The following is a 23,753-nucleotide window of genomic DNA, read 5'->3' as shown; positions in this document are numbered from 1 at the left end:
GCCAATACCCGTCTTGAATGCTACGCGTACGCCATAGCCGCCCGGGGGGAAGAAAATCGAGGCGGCCAACCATAAAAGTCGCGGCGACAAAAAAACCAGTGGCCTGACCATGCCGGCACCCAATAATGAGGCGCCGGTGGCGGGACGCGGGTAAACGGGATAAATGGGGAGCAGTATGACAACCGATCTGGATGCGGCCACCGCATGGCCTGTCATCACGCGGCTGGCCGACGTCGAGGGAACGTCCGACCACCGTACCGAAGCGGCCGAGGGCGTGTGGCAAAACACGATCGCCGCTGCCGACCAGGCGCTGGAGGAAGCGGCCCGCATCCAGCGGGGCGTTCAGCACAATCTCAGGCTGCAGCAGGAATCGCGGGCCTTGCGCGAGGAACTGCGCCGCGCGCACGCCGAGATCGACCGCTACCGCGGCATGCACGCGCGCGTGGTGGTCAGCATGCGCCAGCTCGAGGAAGACCACACCAGCGAAATGACGCGGCTGCAGGCCGACAACGAGATGCTGCTGGTCCGGCATCGCGTCTACAAGCTGCTGGCCGAGCACTACGGCACGGCAGCGCTGCGGTTAGCGCCGGCTGTGTTCGCCGAGCATCGCGACCGCGTGCTGGAACACGTGCTGTTCCAGCGGCGCAAGGGCGTGCCGGTGACCGCGATCAGCGCGGCCGAGGTGGCGTTCCTGCTGCTCTGAGCCGGGCCGGCGGCAGCGGCAGGCAGGCCCGGGGCATGCCCCGGATCAGGCGGCCTTCGGCGCGCGCGGCTTGAGCACCAGCAGCGCGAGCATGCCCCCGACCACGCCCCAGAAGGCCGAACCCACGCCGGCCAGGGTCATGCCCGATGCCGTGATCATGAACGTCAGCAGCGCCGATTCGCGCTCGGCTGGCGTCTGCATGGCCACGGTCAGCCCGTTGGCGATCGATCCGAGCAGGGCGAAGGCCGCCACGGCCACCACCAGCGCCTTTGGGAAGGCCGCGAACAGCGCCGCGATGCTGGCGGCCATCACGCCCATCACCAGATAGCCTACGCCGCACACCACGGCTGCCATGTACCGGCGGCGCGGGTCCGCATCGGCCTGCGGGCCGGTGCAGATGGCGGCGGTGATGGCCGCCAGGTTGATGCCATGGGAGCCAAACGGGGCCAGGAGAGCCGATGCGATGCCGGTCGCGGCGATCAGCGGGCTGGCCGGCACGTGGTAGCCGTCGGCGCGCAGCACGGCCAGCCCCGGAATGTTCTGCGACGCCAGCGCGACGATGAACAGCGGCACGGCGATGCTGACGAAGGCCGCCAGCGAGAACGCCGGTGTGGTCCACACCGGCAGCGCCACGGTGAAATGAAACTGCTCGAAGTGCAACTGGCCCATCGCGCCAGCCAGCGCCACGCCCACGGCCAGCACGCCCGGCACCGCATAGCGCGGCCACCAGCGCCGCCCGACCAGGTAGGTGGCAAACATCGCCAGCAACAGCACCGTCTGGTACTGGGCCTGCACGAACACATCCACACTGATGCGGAACAGGATGCCGGCCAGCAGGGCTGACGCGATGCTGGCAGGCAGCGCCTTCATGAGCTTGTCGAACCAGCCGGTCAGACCGGCCGCGGTCATCAGCAGCGCAGCCATCAGAAAGGCGCCGATCGCTTCGGCATAGGGCACGCCGGGCAGGCTGGCAATCAGCAGCGCCGCGCCCGGTGTGGACCAGGCCACCACGACCGGCACACGCATGGCCAGCGACAGCCCCAGCGTGGTCACGCCCATGCCGATCGACAACGCCCAGATCCATGACGAAATCTGCGGGTCGGTCATGTGCGCCGCCTGGCCGGCCTGGATCATCAGCACCAGCGAACTGGTGTAGCCGGTCAGCAGGGCGATCAGCCCGGCCACCAGCGTGGAAACGGAAAGGTCGGACAGCTTCGGGGCGAGGGCGCGGTTCATCGAAGGGGCATGCGAAGGACGGAATGGGCCGGTATCTTCGCACGGCAGCGCCGGGCAGGGTGGTTTTGTCGCCGCTCGCGCGGGCCGTTCAGGCGATCGGGGGCAGGGGGGCGGGGGGCGGCCGATCCGATGATCGGCCTCAGCGGGCCTCAGCGGGCCTCAGCGGGCCTCAGTCGGCCACCTTGTCGCTCGGGAACTTGAACGAATCGCGCAGCAGGTAGCTCATCGGGATATCCAGCGTGATGCCGTTCGGCGGGATCGGCTGCAGGAACCACTTGCGGTACAGCTTCTGGGTTTCCTGGTCGTAGATTGACGTGACCATCGCCTTGTCCACGATCTTCTTGAACTCGGCGTCGTGCTTGGACAGCATGACCGCGTACGGCTCGATCGTCAGCAGGTCGCCGGTCACGGCCAGCGATGCGGGGTTCTTCGCGTTGGCGCGCAGGCCGAACAGCAGCACGTCGTCCATCACGAAGGCGTCGGCCTTGCCCGATTCGACCATGGCAAAGGCCTCGGCATGGTCCTTGGCCTCCACCACCTTCCAGCCCATGGCACCCGCCTCGTCCATCTTGCGGATCATTTCCAGCGGCGTGGTCTTGGTGGTGGACACCACGATCTTGCCGCGCAGGTCGCCCCACTTGCGGATGCCCGAGTCGGTTTTCACCAGCATGCGGCTGCCGGCGATGTAGTGCGGAATGGTGAACGCCACCTGGTCGCGGCGCTCGCGGTTGTTGGTGGTCGATCCGCATTCCAGGTCGGCCTTGCCCTCGACGATGGCCGGGATGCGCGAGGCCGGCGTCACCGGCACCCATTCCACGCGCAACTGCGGCAGCTTGAGCTGCGTGCGCACGGCATCGGCCACCTTCAGGCACAGGTCCACGGCGTAGCCCATCGGCTTGCCGTCCACCACGAACGAAAACGGCACCGAGCTTTCGCGGTGGGCGATGCGGATGGCCCCGGTCTGCTGGATGCGCAGTACCACGGAGTTGGGCATGGCCGCCTGCGCCGCCGGTGCGGCAGGCAGGCAGAGCAACGCGGCTAGGGAAAGTACGACAGGCGCCATGCCTCGTAGCGAGGCACGGCGCGGCAGGCCCGAATTGGTCATGAATGACACCCGTCGAAAATAAAATTTCTAGGAACAACCCCGGCGGCGCGTTGCGCCGCGACTGGCCGGATGGGTCCGGCTCTATGACTGCTGCTGGGTACTGCTGTCGTTGTGCTTGTTCTGCGGTTCCGGAATTTAGGAGAATTCCGATGCTCCGGATTGTTCCACGGGCGCCCATCTCGGCACAACAGCCGCCGTTAGTGCGCGGGCTCAACGTCCCCGGCACGCAACGCTTCGGGACGGGGCAGGTTGACGAGGATTTTCCCTTACGGATTTGTCCGACTTCTGGTGTGCGGCGCCGCTGGCTATGCTTCAGTCGTGCCTTGCGAGCAGGGCACCGAGGAGAGACTCTTGGGGCCCGTTCAGGCGAACGGGCCTTTTCTTTTTGTCCGGCCGCCTGTGCCGGCCGGTCAGGCCCGGCATGGGCGGCAACGGCAGCGCGGGCCGCGTCGTCTACAATTCGGGCCTGCCTTCGCGCCAGACTTCCGGTCGGGCGCCGCTTACCCTTCCTCGCAATCATGGCCCTGTTCTCCATTACCGATGCCCAACTGGCCTTTGGCCACGTGGCGCTGCTCGACCATACCGATTTCTCGCTCGAAGCCGGCGAACGCGTTGGCCTGATCGGCCGCAACGGCACGGGCAAGTCCTCGCTGCTGCGGATCGTGTCGGGCGCGTCCGCGCCCGACGACGGCCTGATTGCGCGCCAGAGCGGCGTGACATCGGCCTATGTTGCGCAAGAACCACAATTCGAGCCCGGCCTGACCGTGTTCGATGCGGTCAGCCAGGGCATGGGCGCCGCCCACGACCTGTTGCTGCGCTATGACGCGGCGCTGGCCAGACTGGAATCGCACCACGACGAGGCCACGCTGGCCGAACTGCACCGCGTGCAGGCCGAACTCGATGCCGCCGATGCCTGGCAATTGCGCACCCGCGTGGAAACCACGCTGGCCAGGCTGGGCCTGGACCCGCATGTACGCGTGGACGCGCTGTCCGGCGGCTTGCAGAAGCGCGTGGCGCTGGCGCAGGGCCTGGTGGCCGAGCCCGATATCCTGCTGCTCGACGAACCGACCAACCACCTCGACGTCGAAGCCATCCGCTGGCTCGAAGACCTGCTGCTGGGCTTCCGCGGCAGCGTGCTGCTGATTACCCACGACCGCGCCTTCCTGGACCGCGTGGCCACGCGCATCGTCGAACTCGATCGGGGCAAGCTGTTGTCGTTCCCCGGCAACTTTGCCGCCTACCAGACCCGCAAGGCCGAACTGCTGGCCAACGAGGCCGTGGAGCAGGCCAAGTTCGACAAGCTGCTGGCGCAGGAGGAAGTGTGGATCCGCAAGGGCGTGGAGGCACGCCGCACGCGCAGCGTGGCGCGGGTGCAGCGGCTGCATGCCATGCGGGACGAACGCGCCCAGCGCCGCGAGGTGCAGGGCAACGTCAGGCTGGAAGTGTCCCAGGGCGACCGCTCGGGCAAGATCGTGGCCGAACTGGTCGATGTGTCGAAGTCGTACGGCAACAAGACGGTGGTGCGCGATTTCTCGGCCACCATCATGCGCGGCGACAAGGTGGGCCTGATCGGCCCGAACGGCGCCGGCAAGACCACGCTGCTGCGGCTGATCCTGGGCGATCTGGCGCCCGACGCCGGCACGGTGCGCAATGGCAGCAACCTGCAAGTGGCGTACTTCGACCAGATGCGTTCCGCGCTGGACCTGGAAAAATCGCTGGCCGACACCATCAGCCCCGGCAGCGACTGGGTGGAAGTCAACGGCCAGCGCAAGCACGTGATGAGTTACCTGGGCGACTTCCTGTTCGCGCCGGAACGCGCGCGGTCGCCGGTCAAGTCGCTGTCCGGCGGCGAGCGCAACCGCCTGTTGCTGGCGCGCCTGTTCGCCCGGCCGGCTAACGTGCTGGTGCTGGACGAACCGACCAACGACCTCGACATCGACACGCTGGAACTGCTGGAAGAACTGCTGCAGGACTACAGCGGCACGGTGTTCCTGGTATCGCACGACCGCGCGTTCCTGGACAACGTGGTCACGTCCACGATCGCCGCCGAAGGCGATGGACTGTGGCGCGAATCGGTGGGCGGCTATTCGGACTGGGAGCAGCAGTCGGCACGCGCCCAGGCGCTGCAGTCCGCCCGGGCCGAGCCCAGGGCCGCCGACGCTCCCAAGGCCAGCACCCGCGAGGCACGGGGTGCCAACCGCACGGTCAAGCTGTCGTACAAGGAACAGCGCGAGCTGGATGGATTGCCGGAGCGGATGTCGAGCCTGGAGGCCGAGCAGAAGACCATCGGCGCGCAACTGGAGGACGGTTCGCTGTACGCCACCGACCCGGCGCGCGCCGCCGCACTGGCCTCGCGCCACGACGAGATCGAGATGGAACTGCTGGAGGCGCTGGAACGCTGGGAAATGCTGGAAAAGAAGACGAAAGGCGAGGCGGTGTAATGCCGCTGGTTTCTCCCCTCTCCCGCACAGCGGGAGAGGGGCCGGGGGAGAGGGCCTCGAGGTTCAAATTGCGACAAGGCAGCAAGCCAAGCCGCCTTACCCGCTCCCCCAACCCGTCTCCCACGATGTGGGAGACGGCAGCCGGTCAACGATACCTCATACCCTCACCCGCACCACGCCAGCACCATGTTGGTCAGGTCGACCATGAACGCCGGGCGCAGGTAGGCCAGGAACCCCAGCGTCAGCACCACCGCCAGGGCCAGGTAGCCCACACCGCGCGCCCAGCGCATCTCAGACTCCAACCGGCTGCGGGCGCGACAGTGCCTGCTCCCGGATCGGCAGGTTGACCAGCGCGGCCAGCACGCCGAGCCCGATCGCCAGCAGCCACACCGTGTTGTAGCTGCCGGTGCGGTCGAACAGGAAGCCGCCCAGCCAGGCGCCCAGGAAGCTGCCGATCTGGTGCGAGAAGAACACCACACCCGACAGCATCGACAGGTACTTCACGCCGAACACCTGCGCGATGATGCCGTTGGTCAGCGGCACGGTGGACAGCCACAGGAAACCCATCAGCGCGGCAAAGATCCAGGTGCTCCAGGCCGTCAGCGGCAGCATCAGGTAACCGGCGATCACGACCGACCGCGCGATATAGATGGCCGACAGCAGGTAGCGTTTGGGCATGCGCTGGCCCATCGCGCCGGCCGTGTAGGTGCCGAATACATTGAACAGGCCGATCAGCGCCAGCGCCACCGTGGCAATCTTCACGTCCACCAGGCCCCGGTCCTTCAGGTAGGGCGCCAGGTGCACGCCAATGAACACCACCTGGAACCCGCACACGAAATAACCGAGCGTCAGCAACTGGAAGTTGCGGTTGCCGAAGGCCTCGCGCGTGGCTTCGCCAATGGTCTGCTGGTGGCCGCCGGTGCCGGCGGCCATGTTGGGCTCGCGCAGCGTCAGGGCCAGCGGCAGCATGAAGCAGGCCAGGAAGGCCAGGATGAACAGCGCGTTCTGCCAGCCCGCGGTCGAAATCAGCGTCTGCTCCACCGGAATCATCAGGAACTGGCCGAACGACCCGGCCGCGGCGGCAATGCCCATGGCCCAGACGCGCTTTTCGGCGCTGGCCACGCGGCCGATCACGCCGTAGACCACGCTATAGGTGGTGCCGGACTGCGCAATGCCGATCAGCACGCCGGCGCCGGTGGCGAACGCGGTGCCGCTGGTGGCCAGCGCCATCACGACCAGGCCGGCCACGTACAGCGCCACGCCGACGATCATGATGCGCACCGCGCCGAACTTGTCGGCCAGCGCGCCCGTGATCGGCTGGCTGGCGCCCCACATCAGGTTCTGCAGCGCCAGCGCAAAGGCGAAGGTCTCGCGGTTCCAGCCGTGCGTCTGCGTGATGGGCAGGTTGAACAGGCCAAAGCCATGCCGGATGCCCATGGAAAGGGTGACGAGCAGGCCGCCGCACACGAGCACGGTGGTCAGGGATAGTTTGCGATCGGTCATGTCGGGCTCGGTATTGTCTCTATTGTTTTGTCTTGTTGTCTTGTGAATCGCCGCCGGCGTGCTGCCGGTGATCGGGTAACGCCGGGGGGCGCCGTGGGGGTCGGCGCCTAGTGTAAGCCGGGCACCGGAATTGTGCCGGACTACGAATTTCTGGGGTTTTTCAAAAAGGATGGCTGCCACGGCCATCCATTACAATGCAGCGCATCCCGGCCGCCGACGGCCGGCAAGTCCAATATCCGTATCGACTCCATGGCGAGCAAAACCAGTCAGTACAGCGAATCTTCCATCCGGGTCCTGAAGGGCCTGGAGCCGGTCAAGCAGCGCCCCGGCATGTACACCCGTACCGACAACCCCCTGCATATCGTGCAGGAGGTGATCGACAACGCGTCAGACGAGGCGCTGGGTGGCCACGGCACAGAGATCCTGGTCACGCTCCACAAGGACGGCAGCATCAGCGTGGAGGACGATGGCCGCGGCATTCCGGTGGGGATTCACCCGGAAGAAGGCGTGCCCGTGGTGGAGATCGTCTTCACGCGCCTGCACGCGGGCGGCAAGTTCGACAAGGGCAAGGGCGGCGCCTACGCGTTCTCGGGCGGCCTGCACGGCGTGGGCGTGTCTGTCACCAACGCGCTGGCCACGCGCCTGGACGTCACCGTCTGGCGCGACGGCCTGCAGTCCACGCTGACCTTCGAGCACGGCGGCGAAGTCACCAGGCCGCTGGCATCGCGCAAGATCGAGCGCGGCGAAAAAAAGAACGGCACGCGCGTCCAGGTGTGGCCGGACGCGAAGTATTTCGATTCGGCTGCCATTCCGATGGCCGAACTGCAGCGCCTGCTACGTTCCAAGGCGGTGCTGCTGCCCGGCGTTAAGGTCACGCTGGTGCTGGAAAAGACCGGCGAGCAGACTGTCTGGCAATACGAGCAGGGACTGAAGGGCTATCTGGTGGAAGCCCTGGCCCAGGGCAGCGGCGCCGAGCTGGTGATCCCGATGTTCGAGGGCGAGCATTTTGCCGACCCGGACAAGAACGCCGGCGAGGAAGGGTTTGCCGAGGGCGAGGGCGCCTCGTGGGTGGTCGCCTGGACCGAGGAAGGCGCGCCGGTGCGCGAGTCGTACGTGAACCTGATTCCCACGCCGGCCGGCGGCACGCATGAGTCCGGCCTGCGCGAAGGCCTGTTCCTGGCCGTGAAGAGCTTCATCGAGATGCACTCGCTGCAGCCCAAGGGCGTCAAGCTGATGAGCGAGGACGTGTTCGCCCGCGCGTCGTTCGTGCTGTCGGCCAAGGTGCTGGACCCGCAATTCCAGGGCCAGATCAAGGAACGGCTGAACAGCCGCGACGCCGTGCGCCTGGTGTCCACCTTCAGCCGCCCGGCGCTGGAGCTGTGGCTGAATCACCATGTCGAATACGGCAAGAAGCTGGCCGAGCTGGTGATCCGCCAGGCCCAGGCCCGCACGCGGGCCGCGCAGAAGGTGGAAAAGAAGAAGGGCTCCGGCGTGGCCGTGCTGCCCGGCAAGCTGACCGATTGCGAATCGACCGACGTCACCCGCAACGAAATCTTCCTGGTGGAGGGCGACTCGGCTGGCGGTTCGGCCAAGATGGGCCGCGACAAGGAATTCCAGGCCATCCTGCCGCTGCGCGGCAAGGTGCTAAACACCTGGGAAACCGAGCGCGACCGCCTGTTCGCCAACAACGAGGTGCACGACATCGCCGTGGCCATCGGCGTGGACCCGCACGGGGTGGACGACGAGCCCGACCTGTCGAACCTGCGCTACGGCAAGATCTGCATCCTGTCCGACGCGGACGTGGACGGCGCCCACATCCAGGTGCTGCTGCTGACGCTGTTCTTCCGCCACTTCCCGAAGCTGATCGACCTGGGCCATGTCTGCGTGGCGCGTCCGCCGCTGTTCCGGGTCGATGCACCGGCTCGCGGCAAGAAGCCCGCGCAGAAGCTCTACGCGCTGGACGAGGGCGAACTGGAGGCCATCCAGGACAAGCTGCTCAAGGACGGCGTCAAGGACGGCGCGTGGCAGATCTCGCGCTTCAAGGGCTTGGGCGAGATGAGCGCCGAGCAGCTCTGGGAAACGACCATGAATCCGGACACCCGCCGGCTGCTGCCGGTGGCGCTGGGCGAATTTGATCTGCCGCAGACCGTCACCATGATGAACATGCTGATGGGCAAGGGCGAGGCGTCGCAGCGCCGGACCTGGCTCGAAGAGAAGGGCAACGAGGTGGTGGCCGACATCTGACGGCGCCAGATCTGGAGGAACGGCGATGCAGGAACGAGCAGGGCAACAGCGGATCAGGCGGATCCAGGCACAGGCGAAGCGCCTGGCCGGCACGCTGGCCGTGCTCGGCATGTTCGGCATCGCCGCGCCGGCCCATGCGGCGCTGTGGGGCTATATCGACGGCGAGGGCGTGGCCCATTTCGCCGATACGAAGCTCGACGACCGCTACAAGCTGTTCATGAAGGACGGCGGCCAGTTCGATTCGGGCAACCTGGGCCACCGGGGCGTGATCACGCTGCCGGACAAGACTGGCCCGTCGCGCGACAAGCTGTTCCAGTACCTGCTCAACCACCCGAACCTGCGCACGGTCGATCCGATCATCGCGCAGGTGGCCGGGGCCCAGAACGTGGACCCGGCGCTGGTCAAGGCCGTGATGGCCGTGGAAAGCGGCTTCAACCCGTCGGCCGTATCGCCCAAGGGCGCCATCGGGCTGATGCAGGTCATTCCCGATACCGGCACGCGCTTCGGCATTGCCGCGGACGGCCGCCGGACGGTGGAGCAGAAGCTGGCCGACCCCAGGCTCAATATCTCGGCGGGCGTGCGTTACCTGCGCTTCCTGATGGAGCTGTTCCCGAACAACCTGGAACTGGTGCTGGCCGCGTACAACGCCGGCGAAGGCGCGGTGCAGCGTTACAACAACCAGATCCCGCCTTACCCCGAGACCCGCCAGTACGTGAGCACGGTGCTGGAGTTCTACCGTCTGTACCAGCCGGCGGCGGGCGGCGTGATCCGTACCGGCGTGGCGGCAGACCGCGTGCGCATGGTGATCGGCGGCGGTCGCCGGCCGATGCCCTGATGCCGTCTGTCCGGTTTCCGGGCGCTATTTCCGGCGGCATCGTCATCCACTTCCTTTAGAATCCCACGCTGACCGCAAACAAGCGGGATGTCCGGCGCCCGCGCCCGGCATGCCGAACCCTTGCCAACCATGGATCAAGCAGATACTACTTTTCGGCCCGAAGAGCCGGCCGATTCGCTGACGCTCGCGCGGTACGCCGAGCGCGCCTACCTGGATTACGCCGTGAGCGTGGTCAAGGGGCGCGCCCTGCCCGAAGTGGCGGACGGCCAGAAGCCCGTGCAGCGCCGCATTCTCTATGCGATGGCGGCCATGGGGCTGCGCGCCGACGCCAAGCCCGTGAAGTCGGCCCGCGTGGTCGGCGAGGTGCTCGGTAAATTCCACCCCCACGGCGACCAGTCGGCCTATGACGCGCTGGTGCGCCTGGCGCAGGATTTCTCGCTGCGCTATCCGCTGATCGACGGCCAGGGCAACTTTGGCTCGCGCGACGGCGACGGCGCGGCAGCCATGCGCTACACCGAAGCCCGCCTGACCCCGATCTCGCGCCTGCTGCTCGACGAGATCGACATGGGCACGGTGGACTTCCTGCCCAACTACGACGGTTCGGAAGAAGAGCCCAAGCTGCTGCCGGCGCGCCTGCCGTTCGTGCTGCTGAACGGCGCATCGGGCATTGCCGTGGGCATGGCCACCGAAATCCCGCCGCACAACCTGCGCGAGGTGGCTGGCGCGGCCGTGGCGATGATCCGCAACCCGAACATCTCGCTGGCCGAACTGCTGGCGATCATGCCGGGCCCCGACTATCCGGGCGGCGGCCAGATCATCTCGCCCGCGTCGGAAATCGCCCAGATCTACGAGAACGGCCGCGGCAGCCTGAAGGTGCGCGCGCGCTGGACCATCGAGGAGATGGCGCGCGGCCAGTGGCAACTGGTGGTGACCGAACTGCCGCCGAACACGTCGGCGCAGAAGGTGCTCGAGGAAATCGAGGAAATCACCAACCCGAAGATCCGCGCCGGCAAGAAGGCGCTGACGCCCGAGCAGACCCAGCTCAAGACCACGATGCTGGCCGTGCTGGACGCCGTGCGCGACGAATCGGGCAAGGACGCGCCGGTGCGCCTGGTGTTCGAGCCCAAGAGCAAGAACACCGACCAGCAGGAATTCATCCAGACGCTGCTGGCGCATACCAGCCTGGAATCGGGCGCGCCGATCAACCTGGTGATGATCGGCACCGACGGGCGTCCGCGCCAGAAGGGCCTGCAGGAAATCCTGCGCGAGTGGATCGAGTTCCGCTTCGCCACCGTTACGCGCCGCACGCGCTTCCAGCTGAACAAGGTGGAAGACCGCATCCATATCCTGGAAGGGCGGATGCTGGTGCTGCTGAACATCGACGAGGTGATCCGCATCATCCGCGAAAGCGACGACCCCAAGCCGGCGCTGATCGAGGCATTCCGCCTGAGCGACCGGCAGGCCGAGGACATCCTGGAAATCCGCCTGCGCCAGCTGGCACGGCTGGAAGCGATCAAGATCGAACAGGAACTGGCGAAACTGCGAGATGAGCAGGCTGAGCTGGACGTGCTGCTGAAGTCCGAGACCATGATGCGTCGCAAGATCATCAAGGAGATCGAACAGGACGCCAGGCAGTACAGCCCCGAGGACAAGGACCCGCGCCGCACGCTGATCCAGGAAGCCACCCGCGCCGCCGCCGAGGTGAAGGTCATCGACGAGCCGGTGACGGTGATCATGTCGGGCAAGGGCTGGGTGCGCACGCGCCAGGGCCACGGCCACGATCCGTCGCAGTTCACGTTCAAGGCGGGCGACAGCCTCTACGCCACGTTCGAGTGCCGCACGGTCGATACCATGCTGGCGTTCGGCAGCAATGGCCGGGTCTACTCGGTGGCCGTCTCCAGCCTGCCGGGCGGGCGGGGCGATGGCGTGCCGGTGACCACGCTGATCGACCTGGCCGCAGGGTCGCAGATCGCCCACACGTTCGCGGGCGGCGCCGAGCAGCGCATGCTGATCGCCACGGCCGGCGGCAATGGCTTTGTCACGAAGGTCGGCGACATGATCAGCCGCCAGAAGGGCGGCAAGGCGTTCATCACGCTCGACGACGGCGACGCCATCCTGCAGCCGGCGCCGGTTGGCGACGAAGCCACGCATGTGGCGTGCTTCTCGGCCAATGGCCGCCTGCTGCTGGTGGGGCTCGACGAGGTCAAGGTGCTGTCGGCCGGCGGCCGCGGCGTGATCCTCATGGAACTGGAACCGAAGGAAGCACTGGAACAGGCCGTGCCGGTGGGCGCGCCTGGCCTGATGATCTCGGGCACCGGCGTGCGCGGCGGCAAGCTGCCGCCGCAGAAGCTGGCCGGCAAGACGCTGCTGCCGTACGTGGGCAAGCGCGCCCGCAAGGGCAAGGCCATTGAGCCGCGCCTGAAGGATGTGAAGCTGGAGCCGGTGAAGGCGCCGGAGTAAGCGGACGCGCAAGGACTATCCCAGTCCGAACCCCGCGGGTTCGCTCCCCTCTCCCGCACGCGGGAGAGGGAGCCGGTCACCGGTCATCCAGCCAGCCATCGCCAACCGCGACCCCCTCTTGCCGTTTCGTGATGCCTCGCGCCAGCCAGGCGGCCACTATCTGCCGTACCATGTCGGCACCCTGCCCATTCCGCACGGCAGGCGATCACCGTCACGGTCATGTCCTCCACGCCCCTGCTTGTCGAGCCGACGCTCGCCCCGCCTCCCAGCGCCCGTACCCTGTTTTTCGAGTTTGCCCGCATGGGGCTGTCCGGCTTCGGTGGCGTGCTGCCGTTCGTGCGGCGCTCGGTGGTGGAGCGCAACCGCTGGCTCAACGATCGTGATTTCGTCGAAATACTCAGTCTGGGACAGGTGCTGCCGGGGCCGAACGTCATCAATCTGGCGTTGATGCTAGGTCTGCGCTTCGCCGGCCTGCGCGGCGCCCTGGCGGCGTTCAGCGGGCTGGTGTTCGTGCCGATGGTGGTGGTGCTGTGCGCGATGGGCCTGTACCTGCGCTACCAGGACGTGCCGCAGGTACGGCAGATGCTGGCCGGCATGACGGCCGTCGCGGCCGGGCTGGTGTTGTCGACGGGCGTGAAGCTGGCGCAGAGCCAGTCGCGTTCGGTGCGCGCCCTCGTCGTGGGCGTGGCGGCGTTCCTGGCCATCGGCTGGCTGCGCTGGCCGCTGCTGCCGGTCATGGCCGTGCTGGTGCCCGTGGCGCTGGTGCTGGAATACCGCGCCATGCGCAAGGGGGCATGATGGCATCGCCCGACATCCTGCGCGACCTGCTGGGCCACTTCGGCATGCTGTCATTGCTGGCCGTGGGCGGCGGCGGCACGGTGATCCCGGACATGCACCGGTATCTGGTGGAGGCCAACCACTGGATGACCGACGAGCAGTTCGCCGCGCTCTACGCCATCTCGCAGGCATCGCCGGGGCCGAACATCCTGTTCGTGGCGCTGTTCGGCTGGCAGGTGGCCGGCGCGGGTGGCGCGTTCGCGTCGATGCTCGGCATTTGCGGCCCGTCCAGCGTGATCGCGCTGGGCTTCGAATACTTCGCCGGACGCGCGCCACACGCGGTCTGGCCGGTGCTGATCAAGCGCGGCCTGTCGGCGCTGACCATCGGCCTGCTGATGTCCACGGGATGGGTGCTGGCCACCAGCGTCGACCATACCTGGACGGCCGTGGCGGTGACGCTGCTGACAGTGGGCTTGATGCTGAAGACGAAGATCCACCCGCTGCTGCTGGTGGCCCTCGGTGCGGGGGCGGGGTTGCTGGGGCTGGTGTAGTGGTATTGCTACCCTCTCCCGCCTGGCGAAAGAGGGAAGCGCATTACCACGGCCACAAGCAGACGCGATGATCTACTTGAGCGGCAGCACCAGGATGCTCAGGGCGGCCGGGCGGGCACGCATGGCGGCAAGCCAGCGTTCCAGGTTGGGCCGTGGCGCATGCGGGACGGGCGTGCCCATCCAGCGATGCGCGGCGCAGGCCAGCGAGATGTCGGCCATCGTGAAACGGTCGCCGCCGATGAACTCCCGGTCTGCCAGCGCGGCGTCCAGCATCTGCGCCAGCGGCTCGGTGCGCTCGCACGACTTGTCGATCACGGCCTGGTCGCGCTGGTCTTCGGGGATGCGGACCATCTGCAGGAAAGCCTGCACCATGGCCGGGCTGAAGGTGGTGGTCTGCCAGTCCATCCAGCGGTCGGCCGATGCGCGCGCCTTGACGTCCGATGGCCACAGCGTGTCTTCGCCATAGCGCGCGCACAGGTAGCGCACGATCGCATTCGACTCCCACAGCACGAACGGCTCGCCGGCCACGTCGGTGTCGCGAAAATCCTCGATCACCGGAATCAGCCGGTTCGGATTCAGGCGGACGTATGCCTCGGCATCAAGTTCGCCCTTGTGGTTGCCGATGTCGATACGTTCGTGGTCCAGGTGCAGCTCGCGCGCGCACCAGACCACCTTCTGCACGTTGATCGACGACAGGCGGCCCCAGATGCGCAGCATGGTTTGCGGCTCTTCCAGATCCATGTCGGCCATCATCCTCAGGCAGCGCGCGGCTGCGGGGCAGCCTTGGCGATGGCTTCGCGGAACAGCTCGCCCAGGATCGACACGCCCTGTTCGATGCGCTCCGGCGGCACCGTCACGAAGGCCAGGCGCAGCGTGTTCATGCGCGGGTTGCCGGCGTAGAACGGCGCGCCCGGCACGTAGGCCACGTTGCGGCGCACGGCTTCTTCGAGGATGGTCATGCTGTTCAGGCCTTCCGGCAGTTCCACCCAGATGAACATGCCGCCTTCGGGGGCATTCCAGGTCACGCCGGCCGGCATGTGGCGCTTGAGCGCGTCCAGCATGCAGGCGCACTGCTTGCCGTAGAGTTCGCGGATGGTCGGGATGTGGGTGTCCAGCAGCCCGTCCTTGACCGTCTCGTAAGCGATGCGCTGCGTGAAGGTCGGCGTGTGCAGGTCAGAGGCCTGCTTGGCCTGGCACAGCTTGAAATGCAGCTCGGGCGGGGCGATCACGAAGCCCAGGCGCATGCCCGGCGCCAGGATCTTCGAGAACGAGCCCATGTAGATCACGCCGTCCGGGTTCATCGACAGCAGCGTCGGCAGCGTGTTGCCGGTGTAGCTCAGTTCACCGTACGGATCGTCTTCCACCAGCAGGATGCCCAGTTCCTGCGCGCGCTTGACCAGCGCCTGGCGGCGCTCCAGCGGCAGGCGTCGGCCCGTGGGGTTCTGGAAGTTCGGCAGCGCGTACAGGAAGCGCGCGTTGGCGGTCAGTTCGGCCGTCAGCGCCTCGGGGATCAGGCCGCGGTCGTCGGACGGGATCGACACGAATTCCGGCTCGAACAGCGAGAACGCCTGCAGCGCGCCCAGGTAGCTGGGCGTTTCCACCAGCACCGGGCTGCCCGGGTCGATCATGATCTTGGCGATCAGGTCCAGCGCCTGCTGCGAACCGGTGGTGATCAGCACGCGCTCGACCCCCACGTTATAGCGCCTGGCCACGAATTCGCGCAGCGGCAGGTAGCCTTCGGTGGCCGCGTACTGCAAGGCAGCCTGGGGGTTATCGGCGAATACACGGGCCACCGCCGCTTCCATGGCCGCTACCGGGAACGACGCCGGCGAGGGCAGGCCGCCGGCGAACGAAATGACTTCCGGACGCTCGGTGACTTTCAGGATTTCGCGGATGGCCGAGCTGGTCAGTTGCTGCGCCCGGCGGGAGATGGCCCATTTCATGATTGATCTCGTGGTGGGGGAATTCAGGCGCCGGGCCCGTGGGCCCGGCCATGTCTCTGGTCGTTCTGGTCAGTCTGGTCGGTCTGGTACGTCAGGTCAGGCAGGGGGCTGCCTCAGATCTCCACGATCATCTCGATCTCGACGCAGGCGCCCAGCGGAATCTGCGCCACGCCAAAGGCGCTGCGGGCGTGCTTGCCTTTCTCGCCGAACACTTCGACCAGGAATTCGGAGCAGCCGTTGGTCACCAGGTGCTGTTCGGTGAATTCCGGCGTGGAGTTCACCAGGCTCATCACCTTGACGACGCGCTTCACCTTGTTCAGGTCGCCGATATGGCCGTGCAGCGTGGCCAGCAGGTCGATGGCGATGCTGCGCGCGGCCTGCTGGCCGGCGGCGGTATCGATATCCTTGCCAAGCTTGCCAGCCCAGGGCTTGCCGTCGCGGCGGGCGATATGGCCCGACAGGAAGACGGTGTTGCCGGTGGTCGCGGCCATCACATAGGCAGCGGCCGGGGCGCCGGCGGTGGGCAGTTCCACGCCGAGTTTGGCAAGGGTGTCGTAGACGGACATGCGGTGACTCCTGTCAGTGAATGCGTCCTGGAAGAACGGGGGGCGTTTCTCCGGCCACGGCGGCCGGTGGCGTGGCGGGTGCGGTGTTGCGCACGGCGGCGCGTCGGCCCAGGGCCACCACGGCGATCACCGCGACTGCAAAAGCGACGGTGGCGGCATCGAGGGGCTCGGCCAGGATCACGGCGCCGCCCGCCAGCGTGAGGAACGGCTGGAGCAATTGTATCTGGCCTACGCGGGCCACGCCGCCTTTTGCAAGCCCGGCGTACCAGAACAGAAATCCGATGAACATCGAGAACACCGACACATAGGCCATGCCGGCCCACGCGCGCGGCGACGCGGCGGCAATGTCGTCCGCGTGCCCAACTGTCAGCCACGCCACCACCGGTACCAGCACCGGCAGCGACACCACCAGCGCCCAGGAAATCGTCTCCAGCCCGCCCAGTTCGCGCGACAGCTTGCCGCCTTCGGCATAGCCGAGTGCGCCCAGCACCACAGCCAGGAACAGGAACCAGTCGGCATGCTGCAGGCCACCCGCGCCTTGCCACAGCGCAAAACCGACCACTAGCGCGCTGCCGGCCAGCGCCGACAGCCAGAAGCCGGCGGACGGGCGCTCGTTGCCGAACCATGCCGCGAACACGGCCGTGGCCAGCGGTAGCAGGCCGATCACGATGGCGCCGTGCGCGGCTGGCACTTCGCGCATGGCCAGCGACGAAAACACCGGAAAGCCGACCACCACGCCCAGCGCGGTCACCGCCAGCCGCAGCCACTGGCGCCCGCGCGGGCGCTTCGACGGAGCCAGCGCGCCGCGCGCCGCCAGCAAGGCCAGGGCCAGCGCGGCCGCGACCACGGCCCGGGCCAGCGCCACGAACGTGGCATCCAGCTCGGCCACGGCCATGCGCGTGAAGGGCAGCGTCTGGCTGAAGATGGCCACGCCGATAAAGCCCAGCAGCATGCCGCCGGTATGAGGGGAGGGGTTCTGGTTCATGGCAATCCGGGGGACCATCAGTGCGGGTGTGCGGCGGCCACGGCCATCCACAGGGCGGTCAGCGCCAGTGCGAGCCCCATCGCACCGTTGAACCAGCGCACGCGGTTGCCCTGCATCAGCCATTGCCGCAGGGACGCGCCCAGCACGCCATAGGCGCCGTTGCTGAAGAAGCCGAACGTGGCAAACAGCGTGCTGACCAGCAGCACGCGCTGGCCCAGCGACGGGGCGTTATCCATATAGGACGCGGCCACGGCCAGCGCCATCATCCACGCCTTGATGTTGGCGAACTGCATGGCGATCGATTGCCAGACGTTCATCGGCTTGAGCACGTTCTTTTCGGCCAGCGACGTGCTGCGCGCGATGCGCAGCGCCAGCCAGAGCAGGTACAGCACGCCCACCACGCGGATGGCCGCCGCCAGCATCGGGCTGGCCAGGATCAGCGCGCCCACGCCGGTGGCGCATAGCGCGATGATGCTGGCGAAGCCCACCGACACGCCGATGCAATGGGGCAACGTGGCGCGCAGGCCGAAATTGGCGCCGGTCACGGCCGCCACGGTGGTGTTCGGGCCGGGCGTGAAGGCGCCCACGGCCAGCAACGTCACCAATGCCAGGAACTGGGCCATCGACAGGCCCGTGAGCCAGGTTTCCACGCCGGTCATGCGAAATTGACGACCACGCGCCGGTTGGTGCGGCTCTTCTTCTCGATCCTGGTCACCACCATCGCGCCAATCTCGCCGGTGTTGGCCACGTGCGTGCCGCCGCAGGGCTGGCGGTCCACGCCGGGGATGTCGACGATGCGGATGGTCGACGTGCCGGCCGGCGGCGCGGCACCGATGGTGCGCACCAGGTCGGGCTGGGCGGCCAGTTGCGCGGGCGTGATGCGGTCGATGTTGACCGGCGTCTTCGCGTCGATCAGCGCGTTGAGCTGTGTGGTCAGCACGGCCTTGTCGAGCGTCGATTCAGGCAGGTCGAAGTCGATGCGTGCCGAATCGGGCGAGATGCTGCAGCCGGTGACCTGCACCGGGATCAGCGACCCCAGCAGGTGCAGGCAGGTATGCAGGCGCATGAGCCGGTGGCGGCGCGCCCAGTCGATCCTGACCTCCACGCGGTCACCCACGGCCAGCGCGGGCGCATCCGGGGCGGGCACATGCAGGATGCGGGTGCGGTCGTCGGCGTAGACCGTATCGGCCAGCGCCACCACACGGCCGTCGGCGGTATGCAGCGTGCCGGTGTCGCCAGCCTGCCCGCCGCTGCGCGCGTAGCACACGGTCTGGTCCAGTTCGATGCCCGCATCGCTCACCGCCACCACGGTGGCCTGGCAGTGATCGAGATACGCGTCGTCGTCGAAACGCTTGGCGGTGGTGGCGGACATCGGGGGCTCCTTGGGTGGGTCTTGTCTTGGGGATCAGCGCAGGGTCTTGACGCCCGCTGGGGTGTCGATGTCGGCCGTCAGCAGCGGCGGCCCATCGGTCTGGTCGATCTCGATCAGGTGCGCGGCGCCAATCCACGCCAGCCCCTGCCGCAGCAGTTCCGCATGCGGATGCTGGCCGCGCAGCCGGCGCAGGGCCAGGTCCTGGCGCGGCAGGCTGACGCCGGGGTGGTTGGCCACGTCCCACTGGATCAGCGTCGGAAACAGGCCATCGCCGGCGCTGGCGGCCTCGCCATGCCACGCGGGCAGGCTGCCGTCGTCGGGCACGGTCAGGCGCCAGTGCAGCGCGCCGCGATCCATCGGGATGGCCGGGGCGATGCGGTCCGGGTACTGCGATTGCCAGCGCGACAGGTCGGCCGGGCGCTCCACGCGGGCCGCCCAGTGCGCCAGGAAAGGACCGTCGCGCAGCCGTTGCTGGATCAGGTCGCTGTCCAGCCCGAACCAGCGCGGGCGATCCGGGGCCGGCGCGGCCGGGTCGATCGCGATCACTTCGAGGTACATCCCGCCAAACAGCCCCAGCACGCGGTTGTGCGTGCCCATGCGCGGATGGGCGCCGCCGCCTTGCGGGGCGATGCCAAGCAGGTTGGCGACATGCTCGGCGCCCGACTCCAGGTCGGGGGCGGCAATCACGAGATGGTCAAGGGCGAGTTTCATCGTTGGTTGATGGTAGTCAAGCTTGTCGGTACAGTACCGATACAGTTCAGCAAATCGTCTTCAGTACAGTTGCGGGAGCGCCACATGGAAGGCAGCCAGAAGAATCGCCAGGGCGGAAATGATAGTGCCTCGAATGTCACTTCGGGCGGTACGCGCCCGTTGCGGCTGGTGATGCCGGCCGCCGGCCATCCCCACCTGCCCGATCCCATACCGTCCGCCCAGATGACGCTGGTGGAGCAACTGACCGAATGGGCGCGGCTGCGCATCGACGAGCGGGTGTTCCGGGCGGGCATGCGGATGCCGTCGATCCGCCAGCTGGCGTCGGAAAAAGGCATCTCGCGCTTTACCGTGGTGGAAGCCTACGAGCGCCTGGTGGCCCTGGGCTACCTGGAATCGCGCCGGGGGTCGGGGTTCTACGTGCGCGACCGCGTGCCGCATCCGGCAGCGGCGCCGCTGGCGTCCCCGTCCATCCGCAATGTGGACGTCACCTGGCTGCTGCGCAGCATGTTCCACTCCGCCGAGAGCCACAAGGCACCGGGCTGGGGGTTCCTGCCCACCGAATGGCTCGATGGCGAGCTGCTGTCCGGCGCCATGCGCAGCCTGGGGCGCCAGCCGGGCGGCCATTTCCTGTCCAGCGGCACGCCGATGGGCTTCCTGCCGCTGCGGCAGCAACTGCGCACCCGGCTGGAGGAACTCGAAATCGGCGTCACGCCGGACCAGATCGTGATGACATCGGGCATCACGCAGGCCTTCGACCTGATCGCGCGTCAGTTCCTGCATCCGGGCGATACCGTGGTGGTGGGCGACCCGGCCTGGTTCGTGATGTTTGCCCGTTTTGCCACGCAGGGCGCCAATGTGATCGGCGTGCCCTACACGGCCGATGGCCCCGACCTGGAGGCGCTGGAGCGTATCGCCCAGGCGCACCAGCCCAAGCTGGTGGTGGTCAATTCGGTCCTGCACAACCCGACGGGCACGTCGCTGTCTGCCGCCCGGGCGTTCCGGCTGCTGCAACTGGCCGAGCAATATGGCTTCACGATCGTCGAGGACGACATCTATTGCGACCTGTGCCCGCCCGGCCATGCAGCCACGCGGCTGGCCAGCCTGGACCAGCTCAGGCGGGTGATCTACCTGGGCAGTTTTTCCAAGACGCTGGCCGCCAACCTGCGTGTGGGCTTTATCGCCGCCAGCCCGGACCTGGCCGTGACCCTGACCGACAGCAAGCTGGTGACGGGCATGGCGACCCCCGAAATCAACGAGCGCGTGGTCTACAAGGTGCTGACCGAGGGGCACTACCGCAAGCACACCGAGCGCGTGCGGGTGCGGCTGGACCGTGCCCGCGACGCGACGCGCGAGCAGCTCGAGCGGCTGGGCCTGCGCATCTTCCCGGGGCAGGTGGCTGGCATGTACCTGTGGGCCGATACCGGCGTGGATACCAATGTCATTGCGACGGCCGGGCACGAGGAAGGCTACCTGTTCGCGCCGGGCAGCCTGTTCTCGCCGTCGCAGATGCCGTCCACCTGGACCCGCTTCAATGTGGCCAGCAGCACCGATCCGGGCATGCTGCGCTTCCTGGCCGGCCAGATGGAGCGTCTGTCGGGCCTGCCGGCGGGCGCCGGCACCTGATCCACCGGGCGGGGGCTTGAAATCGCCCCGTCCCGTCCCTATTTCCTGCGCCATCGACCCGCTCCGGATACACGGGGCCGGGCACCTTGCGCATAGATCCGTTTTCAAGAGGAGAACCATGACCGCACCGCACGAGACGATGAGCTTCCAGGCGGAAGTGAAGCAGTTGCTGCACCTGATGATCCACTCGCTGTACAGCAACAAGGAAATCTTCCTGCGCGAGCTGATATCGAACGCTTCGGACGCCACCGACAAGCTGCGCTTCGAGGCGATTGCGAATCCGGCCCTGCTGGAAAACGACGCCGACCTGGCGATCCGCATCGAAGCCGACCCGGCCGCCCGCACGCTGAAGATCACCGACAACGGCATCGGCATGAGCCGTGACGAGGCGATCCGCAACCTGGGCACCATCGCCCGTTCGGGCACCAAGGAATTCTTCCAGCAACTGTCGGGCGACCAGCAGAAGGACGCCGCGCTGATCGGCCAGTTCGGCGTGGGCTTCTACTCGGCCTTTATCGTCGCGGACAAGGTCACCGTGGAAACGCGCCGCGCCGGCCTGGCTGGCAACGAAGCCGTGCGCTGGGAAAGCGCCGGCGATGGCGAGTTTACGATCGATGCGATCGACCGGGCCGAGCGCGGCACCACGATCACGCTGCATCTGCGCGAAGGCGAGGACGATTTCCTGTCGTCGTACCGCCTGCAACACATCATCCGCAAATATTCGGACCACATCTCGCTGCCGATCCGCATGCCCAAGGAACAGTGGGATGCCGAGGCCCAGCAGCAGAAGCCCACGGGCGAGTGGGAAAGCGTGAACCAGGCCAGCGCGCTGTGGACCCGCAACAAGTCCGATATTTCCGACGAGCAGTACCAGGCGTTCTACCAGCACATTGCGCACGACCACGAGGCGCCGCTGGCCTGGACGCACAACCGCGTGGAAGGCCGCAGCGAGTACACCCAGCTGCTGTACATCCCGGCCCGCGCGCCGTTCGACCTGTGGGACCGCAACCGCAAGGCCGGCCTCAAGCTGTACGTGAAGCGCGTGTTCATCATGGACGACGCCGACCAGCTGCTGCCGTCGTACCTGCGCTGGGTCAAGGGTGTGGTGGATTCGGCCGACCTGCCGCTGAACGTGTCGCGCGAACTGCTGCAGGAAAGCCGCGACGTGAAGGCCATCCGCGAAGGCTGCACCAAGCGCGTGCTGTCGATGCTGGAGGCGCTGGCCGACAGCGAGGACGAAGCCGATCGCGCCAAGTACAAGACGTTCTGGGAGCAGTTCGGCCAGGTGCTCAAGGAGGGCATGGGCGAGGACTACGCCAACGCCGAGCGCATCGCCCGCCTGCTGCGCTTTGCCACGACCCACAACGGCACGGCCGAGCAGTCGGTGTCGCTGGGTGACTACGTGGGCCGCATGAAGGAAGGCCAGGACAAGATCTACTACGTCACGGCCGATACGTGGGCCGCGGCCAAGTCGAGCCCGCATCTGGAAGTGTTCCGCAAGAAGGGCATCGAGGTCGTGCTGCTGACCGAACGCGTGGACGAATGGATGCTGTCGTACCTGCACGAGTTCGACGGCAAGGAACTGGTGTCCGTGGCCCGCGGCGACCTGGATCTGGGCGCGCTGGCTGACGAGGCCGAGAAGGCCGAGCAGGAAAAGGCGGCCACCGAATGGAAGGACGTGGTGGAACGCGCTAAGGCCGTGCTGAAAGGCAAGGCCAAGGACGTGCGCGTGACGCTGCGCCTGACCGATTCGGCGTCGTGCCTGGTGTCCGACGAGGGCGACATGAGCGGCTATCTGCAACGCCTGCTGAAGCAGGCCGGCCAGAAGGCACCCGATGCGCAACCGATCCTGGAACTGAACCCCGAGCACGCGCTGGTGAAGAAGCTGCGCGACCTGCCCGAAGGCGATGGCTTCACCGACCGCGTGTTCGTGCTGTTCGACCAGGCCCTGCTGGCCGAGGGCGGCATGCTCGACGACGCGGCGGCCTATGTGCAGCGGGTGAACCGCCTGCTGGCCTGATCCCTGCGCTGTCGTGGTTATGACGCGCTGGCCCTCTCCCCCGGCCCCTCTCCCGCAGGCGGGCGAGGGGAGCAAACCACCGTGAGCACTTGAGGATGCCTTGGGTGTTCTCCCCTCTCCCGCGAGCGGGAGAGGGGCGGGGGAGAGGGCGGGCCGCTCCATGTCTCACCACGCTGAATGATGACCACCAAACGCTGCTTCCCTCCGGTTGTCGACCCGCACACCCGCGTGCTGGTGCTCGGCAGCCTGCCGGGCGAAGTGTCCCTGGCTCAATCCCAGTACTACGCCCACAAGCAGAACCGTTTCTGGCACCTGATGGGCGACGTGCTGGGCGTGGACCTGGTCAGCCTGGACTACGACAGCCGACTGGCCACGTTACGCCGGCACCGCGTGGGCCTGTGGGACGTGGTGGCCGAAGCGCGCCGCGAAGGCAGCCTCGACAGCAGCATCCGCGATCACCAGGGCAACGACCTGATCGGCCTGATTGCCACCCTGCCGAAGCTGCGGGCGATTGCCTTCAACGGCGGCACGGCGGCAAAGATTGGCGAAAAGGCGCTGGCCGGACATGGCGACCCGCACGCCATCGTCAAACTGCCATCCAGCAGCCCCGCCTACACGCTGGCGTATGCGCAGAAGCTGATTGCGTGGCAGGCGCTGCGCGAGTGGCTGGCCTAGTGC

At 67.3% G+C, this 23,753-nt stretch carries 21 protein-coding genes; 10 read left to right on the top strand and 11 right to left on the bottom strand.

Annotated features, from left to right (window positions below; all coding sequences use genetic code 11):
- Positions 1–175 precede the first annotated feature (175 nt).
- The gene (locus D9X30_RS27555; RefSeq protein WP_153945488.1) at positions 176–703 is read left to right on the top strand and encodes a hypothetical protein; all 528 of its coding nucleotides are present in this window, start codon (positions 176–178) and stop codon (positions 701–703) included.
- A 45-nt stretch (positions 704–748) separates the two neighbouring features.
- Here D9X30_RS27555 and D9X30_RS27550 read toward each other — a convergent pair whose 3' ends face one another.
- Both D9X30_RS27550 and D9X30_RS27545 read right to left on the bottom strand, forming a co-directional pair.
- Positions 749–1,939: a benzoate/H(+) symporter BenE family transporter gene (locus D9X30_RS27550; RefSeq protein WP_153945487.1), complete on the bottom strand. Its 1,191-nt coding sequence runs from the start codon at positions 1,937–1,939 to the stop codon at positions 749–751.
- A 169-nt stretch (positions 1,940–2,108) separates the two neighbouring features.
- Positions 2,109–3,044: an amino acid ABC transporter substrate-binding protein gene (locus D9X30_RS27545; RefSeq protein WP_153945486.1), complete on the bottom strand. Its 936-nt coding sequence runs from the start codon at positions 3,042–3,044 to the stop codon at positions 2,109–2,111.
- A gap of 518 nt (positions 3,045–3,562) precedes the next feature.
- Between D9X30_RS27545 and D9X30_RS27540 the strand changes: the two genes are divergently transcribed.
- Positions 3,563–5,485, top strand: coding sequence for an ATP-binding cassette domain-containing protein (locus D9X30_RS27540; protein WP_153945485.1), 1,923 nt, complete (start codon positions 3,563–3,565; stop codon positions 5,483–5,485).
- A 164-nt stretch (positions 5,486–5,649) separates the two neighbouring features.
- On the opposite strand, the gene D9X30_RS29755 is transcribed toward D9X30_RS27540, so the two are convergent.
- Complete coding sequence (locus D9X30_RS29755; protein ID WP_283780978.1) at positions 5,650–5,775, bottom strand: hypothetical protein; 126 nt, start codon at positions 5,773–5,775, stop codon at positions 5,650–5,652.
- Position 5,776: 1 nt separating this feature from the next.
- Positions 5,777–6,988 (bottom strand): MFS transporter, encoded by a 1,212-nt coding sequence (locus tag D9X30_RS27535; RefSeq protein WP_153945484.1) that lies wholly within the window; start codon positions 6,986–6,988, stop codon positions 5,777–5,779.
- Positions 6,989–7,237: 249 nt separating this feature from the next.
- On the opposite strand from D9X30_RS27535, the gene D9X30_RS27530 reads away from it, so the two are divergent.
- The 5 genes from D9X30_RS27530 to D9X30_RS27510 all read left to right on the top strand — a co-directional run bounded on the left by D9X30_RS27530 (position 7,238) and on the right by D9X30_RS27510 (position 13,855).
- Complete coding sequence (locus D9X30_RS27530) at positions 7,238–9,232, top strand: DNA topoisomerase IV subunit B (protein WP_153945483.1); 1,995 nt, start codon at positions 7,238–7,240, stop codon at positions 9,230–9,232.
- A 109-nt stretch (positions 9,233–9,341) separates the two neighbouring features.
- Positions 9,342–10,067, top strand: coding sequence for a lytic transglycosylase domain-containing protein (locus D9X30_RS27525; RefSeq protein ID WP_228770733.1), 726 nt, complete (start codon positions 9,342–9,344; stop codon positions 10,065–10,067).
- A 129-nt stretch (positions 10,068–10,196) separates the two neighbouring features.
- Positions 10,197–12,527: a DNA topoisomerase IV subunit A gene (gene parC / locus D9X30_RS27520; RefSeq protein ID WP_153945481.1), complete on the top strand. Its 2,331-nt coding sequence runs from the start codon at positions 10,197–10,199 to the stop codon at positions 12,525–12,527.
- Positions 12,528–12,746: 219 nt separating this feature from the next.
- Entirely contained in the window at positions 12,747–13,325 is a 579-nt protein-coding gene (locus D9X30_RS27515; RefSeq protein ID WP_153945480.1) for a chromate transporter, read from the top strand.
- Positions 13,325–13,855 (top strand): chromate transporter, encoded by a 531-nt coding sequence (locus D9X30_RS27510; RefSeq protein WP_092594577.1) that lies wholly within the window; start codon positions 13,325–13,327, stop codon positions 13,853–13,855. Before D9X30_RS27515 ends, D9X30_RS27510 begins: the two co-directional genes overlap by 1 nt.
- 72 nt (positions 13,856–13,927) lie before the next feature.
- On the opposite strand, the gene D9X30_RS27505 is transcribed toward D9X30_RS27510, so the two are convergent.
- From D9X30_RS27505 to D9X30_RS27475, 7 genes are all read right to left on the bottom strand, one after another.
- Positions 13,928–14,572 carry a glutathione S-transferase family protein gene (locus D9X30_RS27505; protein ID WP_153945714.1) on the bottom strand — a complete coding sequence of 215 codons (645 nt, stop codon included), beginning with the start codon at positions 14,570–14,572 and terminating at the stop codon, positions 13,928–13,930.
- 38 nt (positions 14,573–14,610) lie between these two features.
- Positions 14,611–15,798 carry an aminotransferase-like domain-containing protein gene (locus D9X30_RS27500; protein WP_153945479.1) on the bottom strand — a complete coding sequence of 396 codons (1,188 nt, stop codon included), beginning with the start codon at positions 15,796–15,798 and terminating at the stop codon, positions 14,611–14,613.
- Between the two features lie 113 nt (positions 15,799–15,911).
- Positions 15,912–16,364, bottom strand: coding sequence for a RidA family protein (locus D9X30_RS27495; RefSeq protein WP_153945478.1), 453 nt, complete (start codon positions 16,362–16,364; stop codon positions 15,912–15,914).
- Positions 16,365–16,377: 13 nt separating this feature from the next.
- Positions 16,378–17,349: a DMT family transporter gene (locus tag D9X30_RS27490; RefSeq protein ID WP_228770716.1), complete on the bottom strand. Its 972-nt coding sequence runs from the start codon at positions 17,347–17,349 to the stop codon at positions 16,378–16,380.
- 17 nt (positions 17,350–17,366) lie between these two features.
- The gene (locus D9X30_RS27485) at positions 17,367–18,008 is read right to left on the bottom strand and encodes a LysE family translocator (RefSeq protein ID WP_153945476.1); all 642 of its coding nucleotides are present in this window, start codon (positions 18,006–18,008) and stop codon (positions 17,367–17,369) included.
- Complete coding sequence (locus tag D9X30_RS27480; RefSeq protein ID WP_153945475.1) at positions 18,005–18,721, bottom strand: alanyl-tRNA editing protein; 717 nt, start codon at positions 18,719–18,721, stop codon at positions 18,005–18,007. Before D9X30_RS27480 ends, D9X30_RS27485 begins: the two co-directional genes overlap by 4 nt.
- Before the next feature lie 33 nt (positions 18,722–18,754).
- The gene (locus D9X30_RS27475; RefSeq protein WP_153945474.1) at positions 18,755–19,432 is read right to left on the bottom strand and encodes a VOC family protein; all 678 of its coding nucleotides are present in this window, start codon (positions 19,430–19,432) and stop codon (positions 18,755–18,757) included.
- Between the two features lie 171 nt (positions 19,433–19,603).
- On the opposite strand from D9X30_RS27475, the gene D9X30_RS27470 reads away from it, so the two are divergent.
- The 3 genes from D9X30_RS27470 to D9X30_RS27460 all read left to right on the top strand — a co-directional run bounded on the left by D9X30_RS27470 (position 19,604) and on the right by D9X30_RS27460 (position 23,750).
- On the top strand, positions 19,604–21,055 hold the full coding sequence (locus tag D9X30_RS27470; protein WP_228770732.1) for an aminotransferase-like domain-containing protein: 1,452 nt from the start codon (positions 19,604–19,606) through the stop codon (positions 21,053–21,055).
- Between the two features lie 118 nt (positions 21,056–21,173).
- A complete protein-coding gene (gene htpG / locus D9X30_RS27465; RefSeq protein ID WP_153945472.1) occupies positions 21,174–23,075 on the top strand; it encodes a molecular chaperone HtpG in 1,902 nt (633 codons plus the stop codon).
- Between the two features lie 180 nt (positions 23,076–23,255).
- Positions 23,256–23,750, top strand: coding sequence for a DNA-deoxyinosine glycosylase (locus D9X30_RS27460; RefSeq protein WP_153945713.1), 495 nt, complete (start codon positions 23,256–23,258; stop codon positions 23,748–23,750).
- Positions 23,751–23,753: the final 3 nt, after the last annotated feature.

The sequence above is a fragment of the Cupriavidus sp. U2 genome (assembly GCF_009663685.2).
GTDB classification, from domain to species: domain Bacteria; phylum Pseudomonadota; class Gammaproteobacteria; order Burkholderiales; family Burkholderiaceae; genus Cupriavidus; species Cupriavidus necator_C.
Note: the sequence above shows the minus strand (reverse complement) of the source record. Positions and strands in the feature narration are given on the sequence as shown.

Bases quoted from the DNA above. Each gene is read 5' to 3' on its own strand.
- D9X30_RS27555 (WP_153945488.1), top strand. From the start codon at position 176: ATGACAACCGATCTGGATGCGGCCACCGCATGGCCTGTCATCACGCGG.
- D9X30_RS27550 (WP_153945487.1), bottom strand. From the start codon at position 1,939: ATGAACCGCGCCCTCGCCCCGAAGCTGTCCGACCTTTCCGTTTCCACG.
- D9X30_RS27545 (WP_153945486.1), bottom strand. From the start codon at position 3,044: ATGACCAATTCGGGCCTGCCGCGCCGTGCCTCGCTACGAGGCATGGCG.
- D9X30_RS27540 (WP_153945485.1), top strand. From the start codon at position 3,563: ATGGCCCTGTTCTCCATTACCGATGCCCAACTGGCCTTTGGCCACGTG.
- D9X30_RS29755 (WP_283780978.1), bottom strand. From the start codon at position 5,775: ATGCGCTGGGCGCGCGGTGTGGGCTACCTGGCCCTGGCGGTGGTGCTG.
- D9X30_RS27535 (WP_153945484.1), bottom strand. From the start codon at position 6,988: ATGACCGATCGCAAACTATCCCTGACCACCGTGCTCGTGTGCGGCGGC.
- D9X30_RS27530 (WP_153945483.1), top strand. From the start codon at position 7,238: ATGGCGAGCAAAACCAGTCAGTACAGCGAATCTTCCATCCGGGTCCTG.
- D9X30_RS27525 (WP_228770733.1), top strand. From the start codon at position 9,342: ATGTTCGGCATCGCCGCGCCGGCCCATGCGGCGCTGTGGGGCTATATC.
- parC (WP_153945481.1), top strand. From the start codon at position 10,197: ATGGATCAAGCAGATACTACTTTTCGGCCCGAAGAGCCGGCCGATTCG.
- D9X30_RS27515 (WP_153945480.1), top strand. From the start codon at position 12,747: ATGTCCTCCACGCCCCTGCTTGTCGAGCCGACGCTCGCCCCGCCTCCC.
- D9X30_RS27510 (WP_092594577.1), top strand. From the start codon at position 13,325: ATGGCATCGCCCGACATCCTGCGCGACCTGCTGGGCCACTTCGGCATG.
- D9X30_RS27505 (WP_153945714.1), bottom strand. From the start codon at position 14,572: ATGCTGCGCATCTGGGGCCGCCTGTCGTCGATCAACGTGCAGAAGGTG.
- D9X30_RS27500 (WP_153945479.1), bottom strand. From the start codon at position 15,798: ATGAAATGGGCCATCTCCCGCCGGGCGCAGCAACTGACCAGCTCGGCC.
- D9X30_RS27495 (WP_153945478.1), bottom strand. From the start codon at position 16,364: ATGTCCGTCTACGACACCCTTGCCAAACTCGGCGTGGAACTGCCCACC.
- D9X30_RS27490 (WP_228770716.1), bottom strand. From the start codon at position 17,349: ATGAACCAGAACCCCTCCCCTCATACCGGCGGCATGCTGCTGGGCTTT.
- D9X30_RS27485 (WP_153945476.1), bottom strand. From the start codon at position 18,008: ATGACCGGCGTGGAAACCTGGCTCACGGGCCTGTCGATGGCCCAGTTC.
- D9X30_RS27480 (WP_153945475.1), bottom strand. From the start codon at position 18,721: ATGTCCGCCACCACCGCCAAGCGTTTCGACGACGACGCGTATCTCGAT.
- D9X30_RS27475 (WP_153945474.1), bottom strand. From the start codon at position 19,432: ATGAAACTCGCCCTTGACCATCTCGTGATTGCCGCCCCCGACCTGGAG.
- D9X30_RS27470 (WP_228770732.1), top strand. From the start codon at position 19,604: ATGCCGGCCGCCGGCCATCCCCACCTGCCCGATCCCATACCGTCCGCC.
- htpG (WP_153945472.1), top strand. From the start codon at position 21,174: ATGACCGCACCGCACGAGACGATGAGCTTCCAGGCGGAAGTGAAGCAG.
- D9X30_RS27460 (WP_153945713.1), top strand. From the start codon at position 23,256: ATGACCACCAAACGCTGCTTCCCTCCGGTTGTCGACCCGCACACCCGC.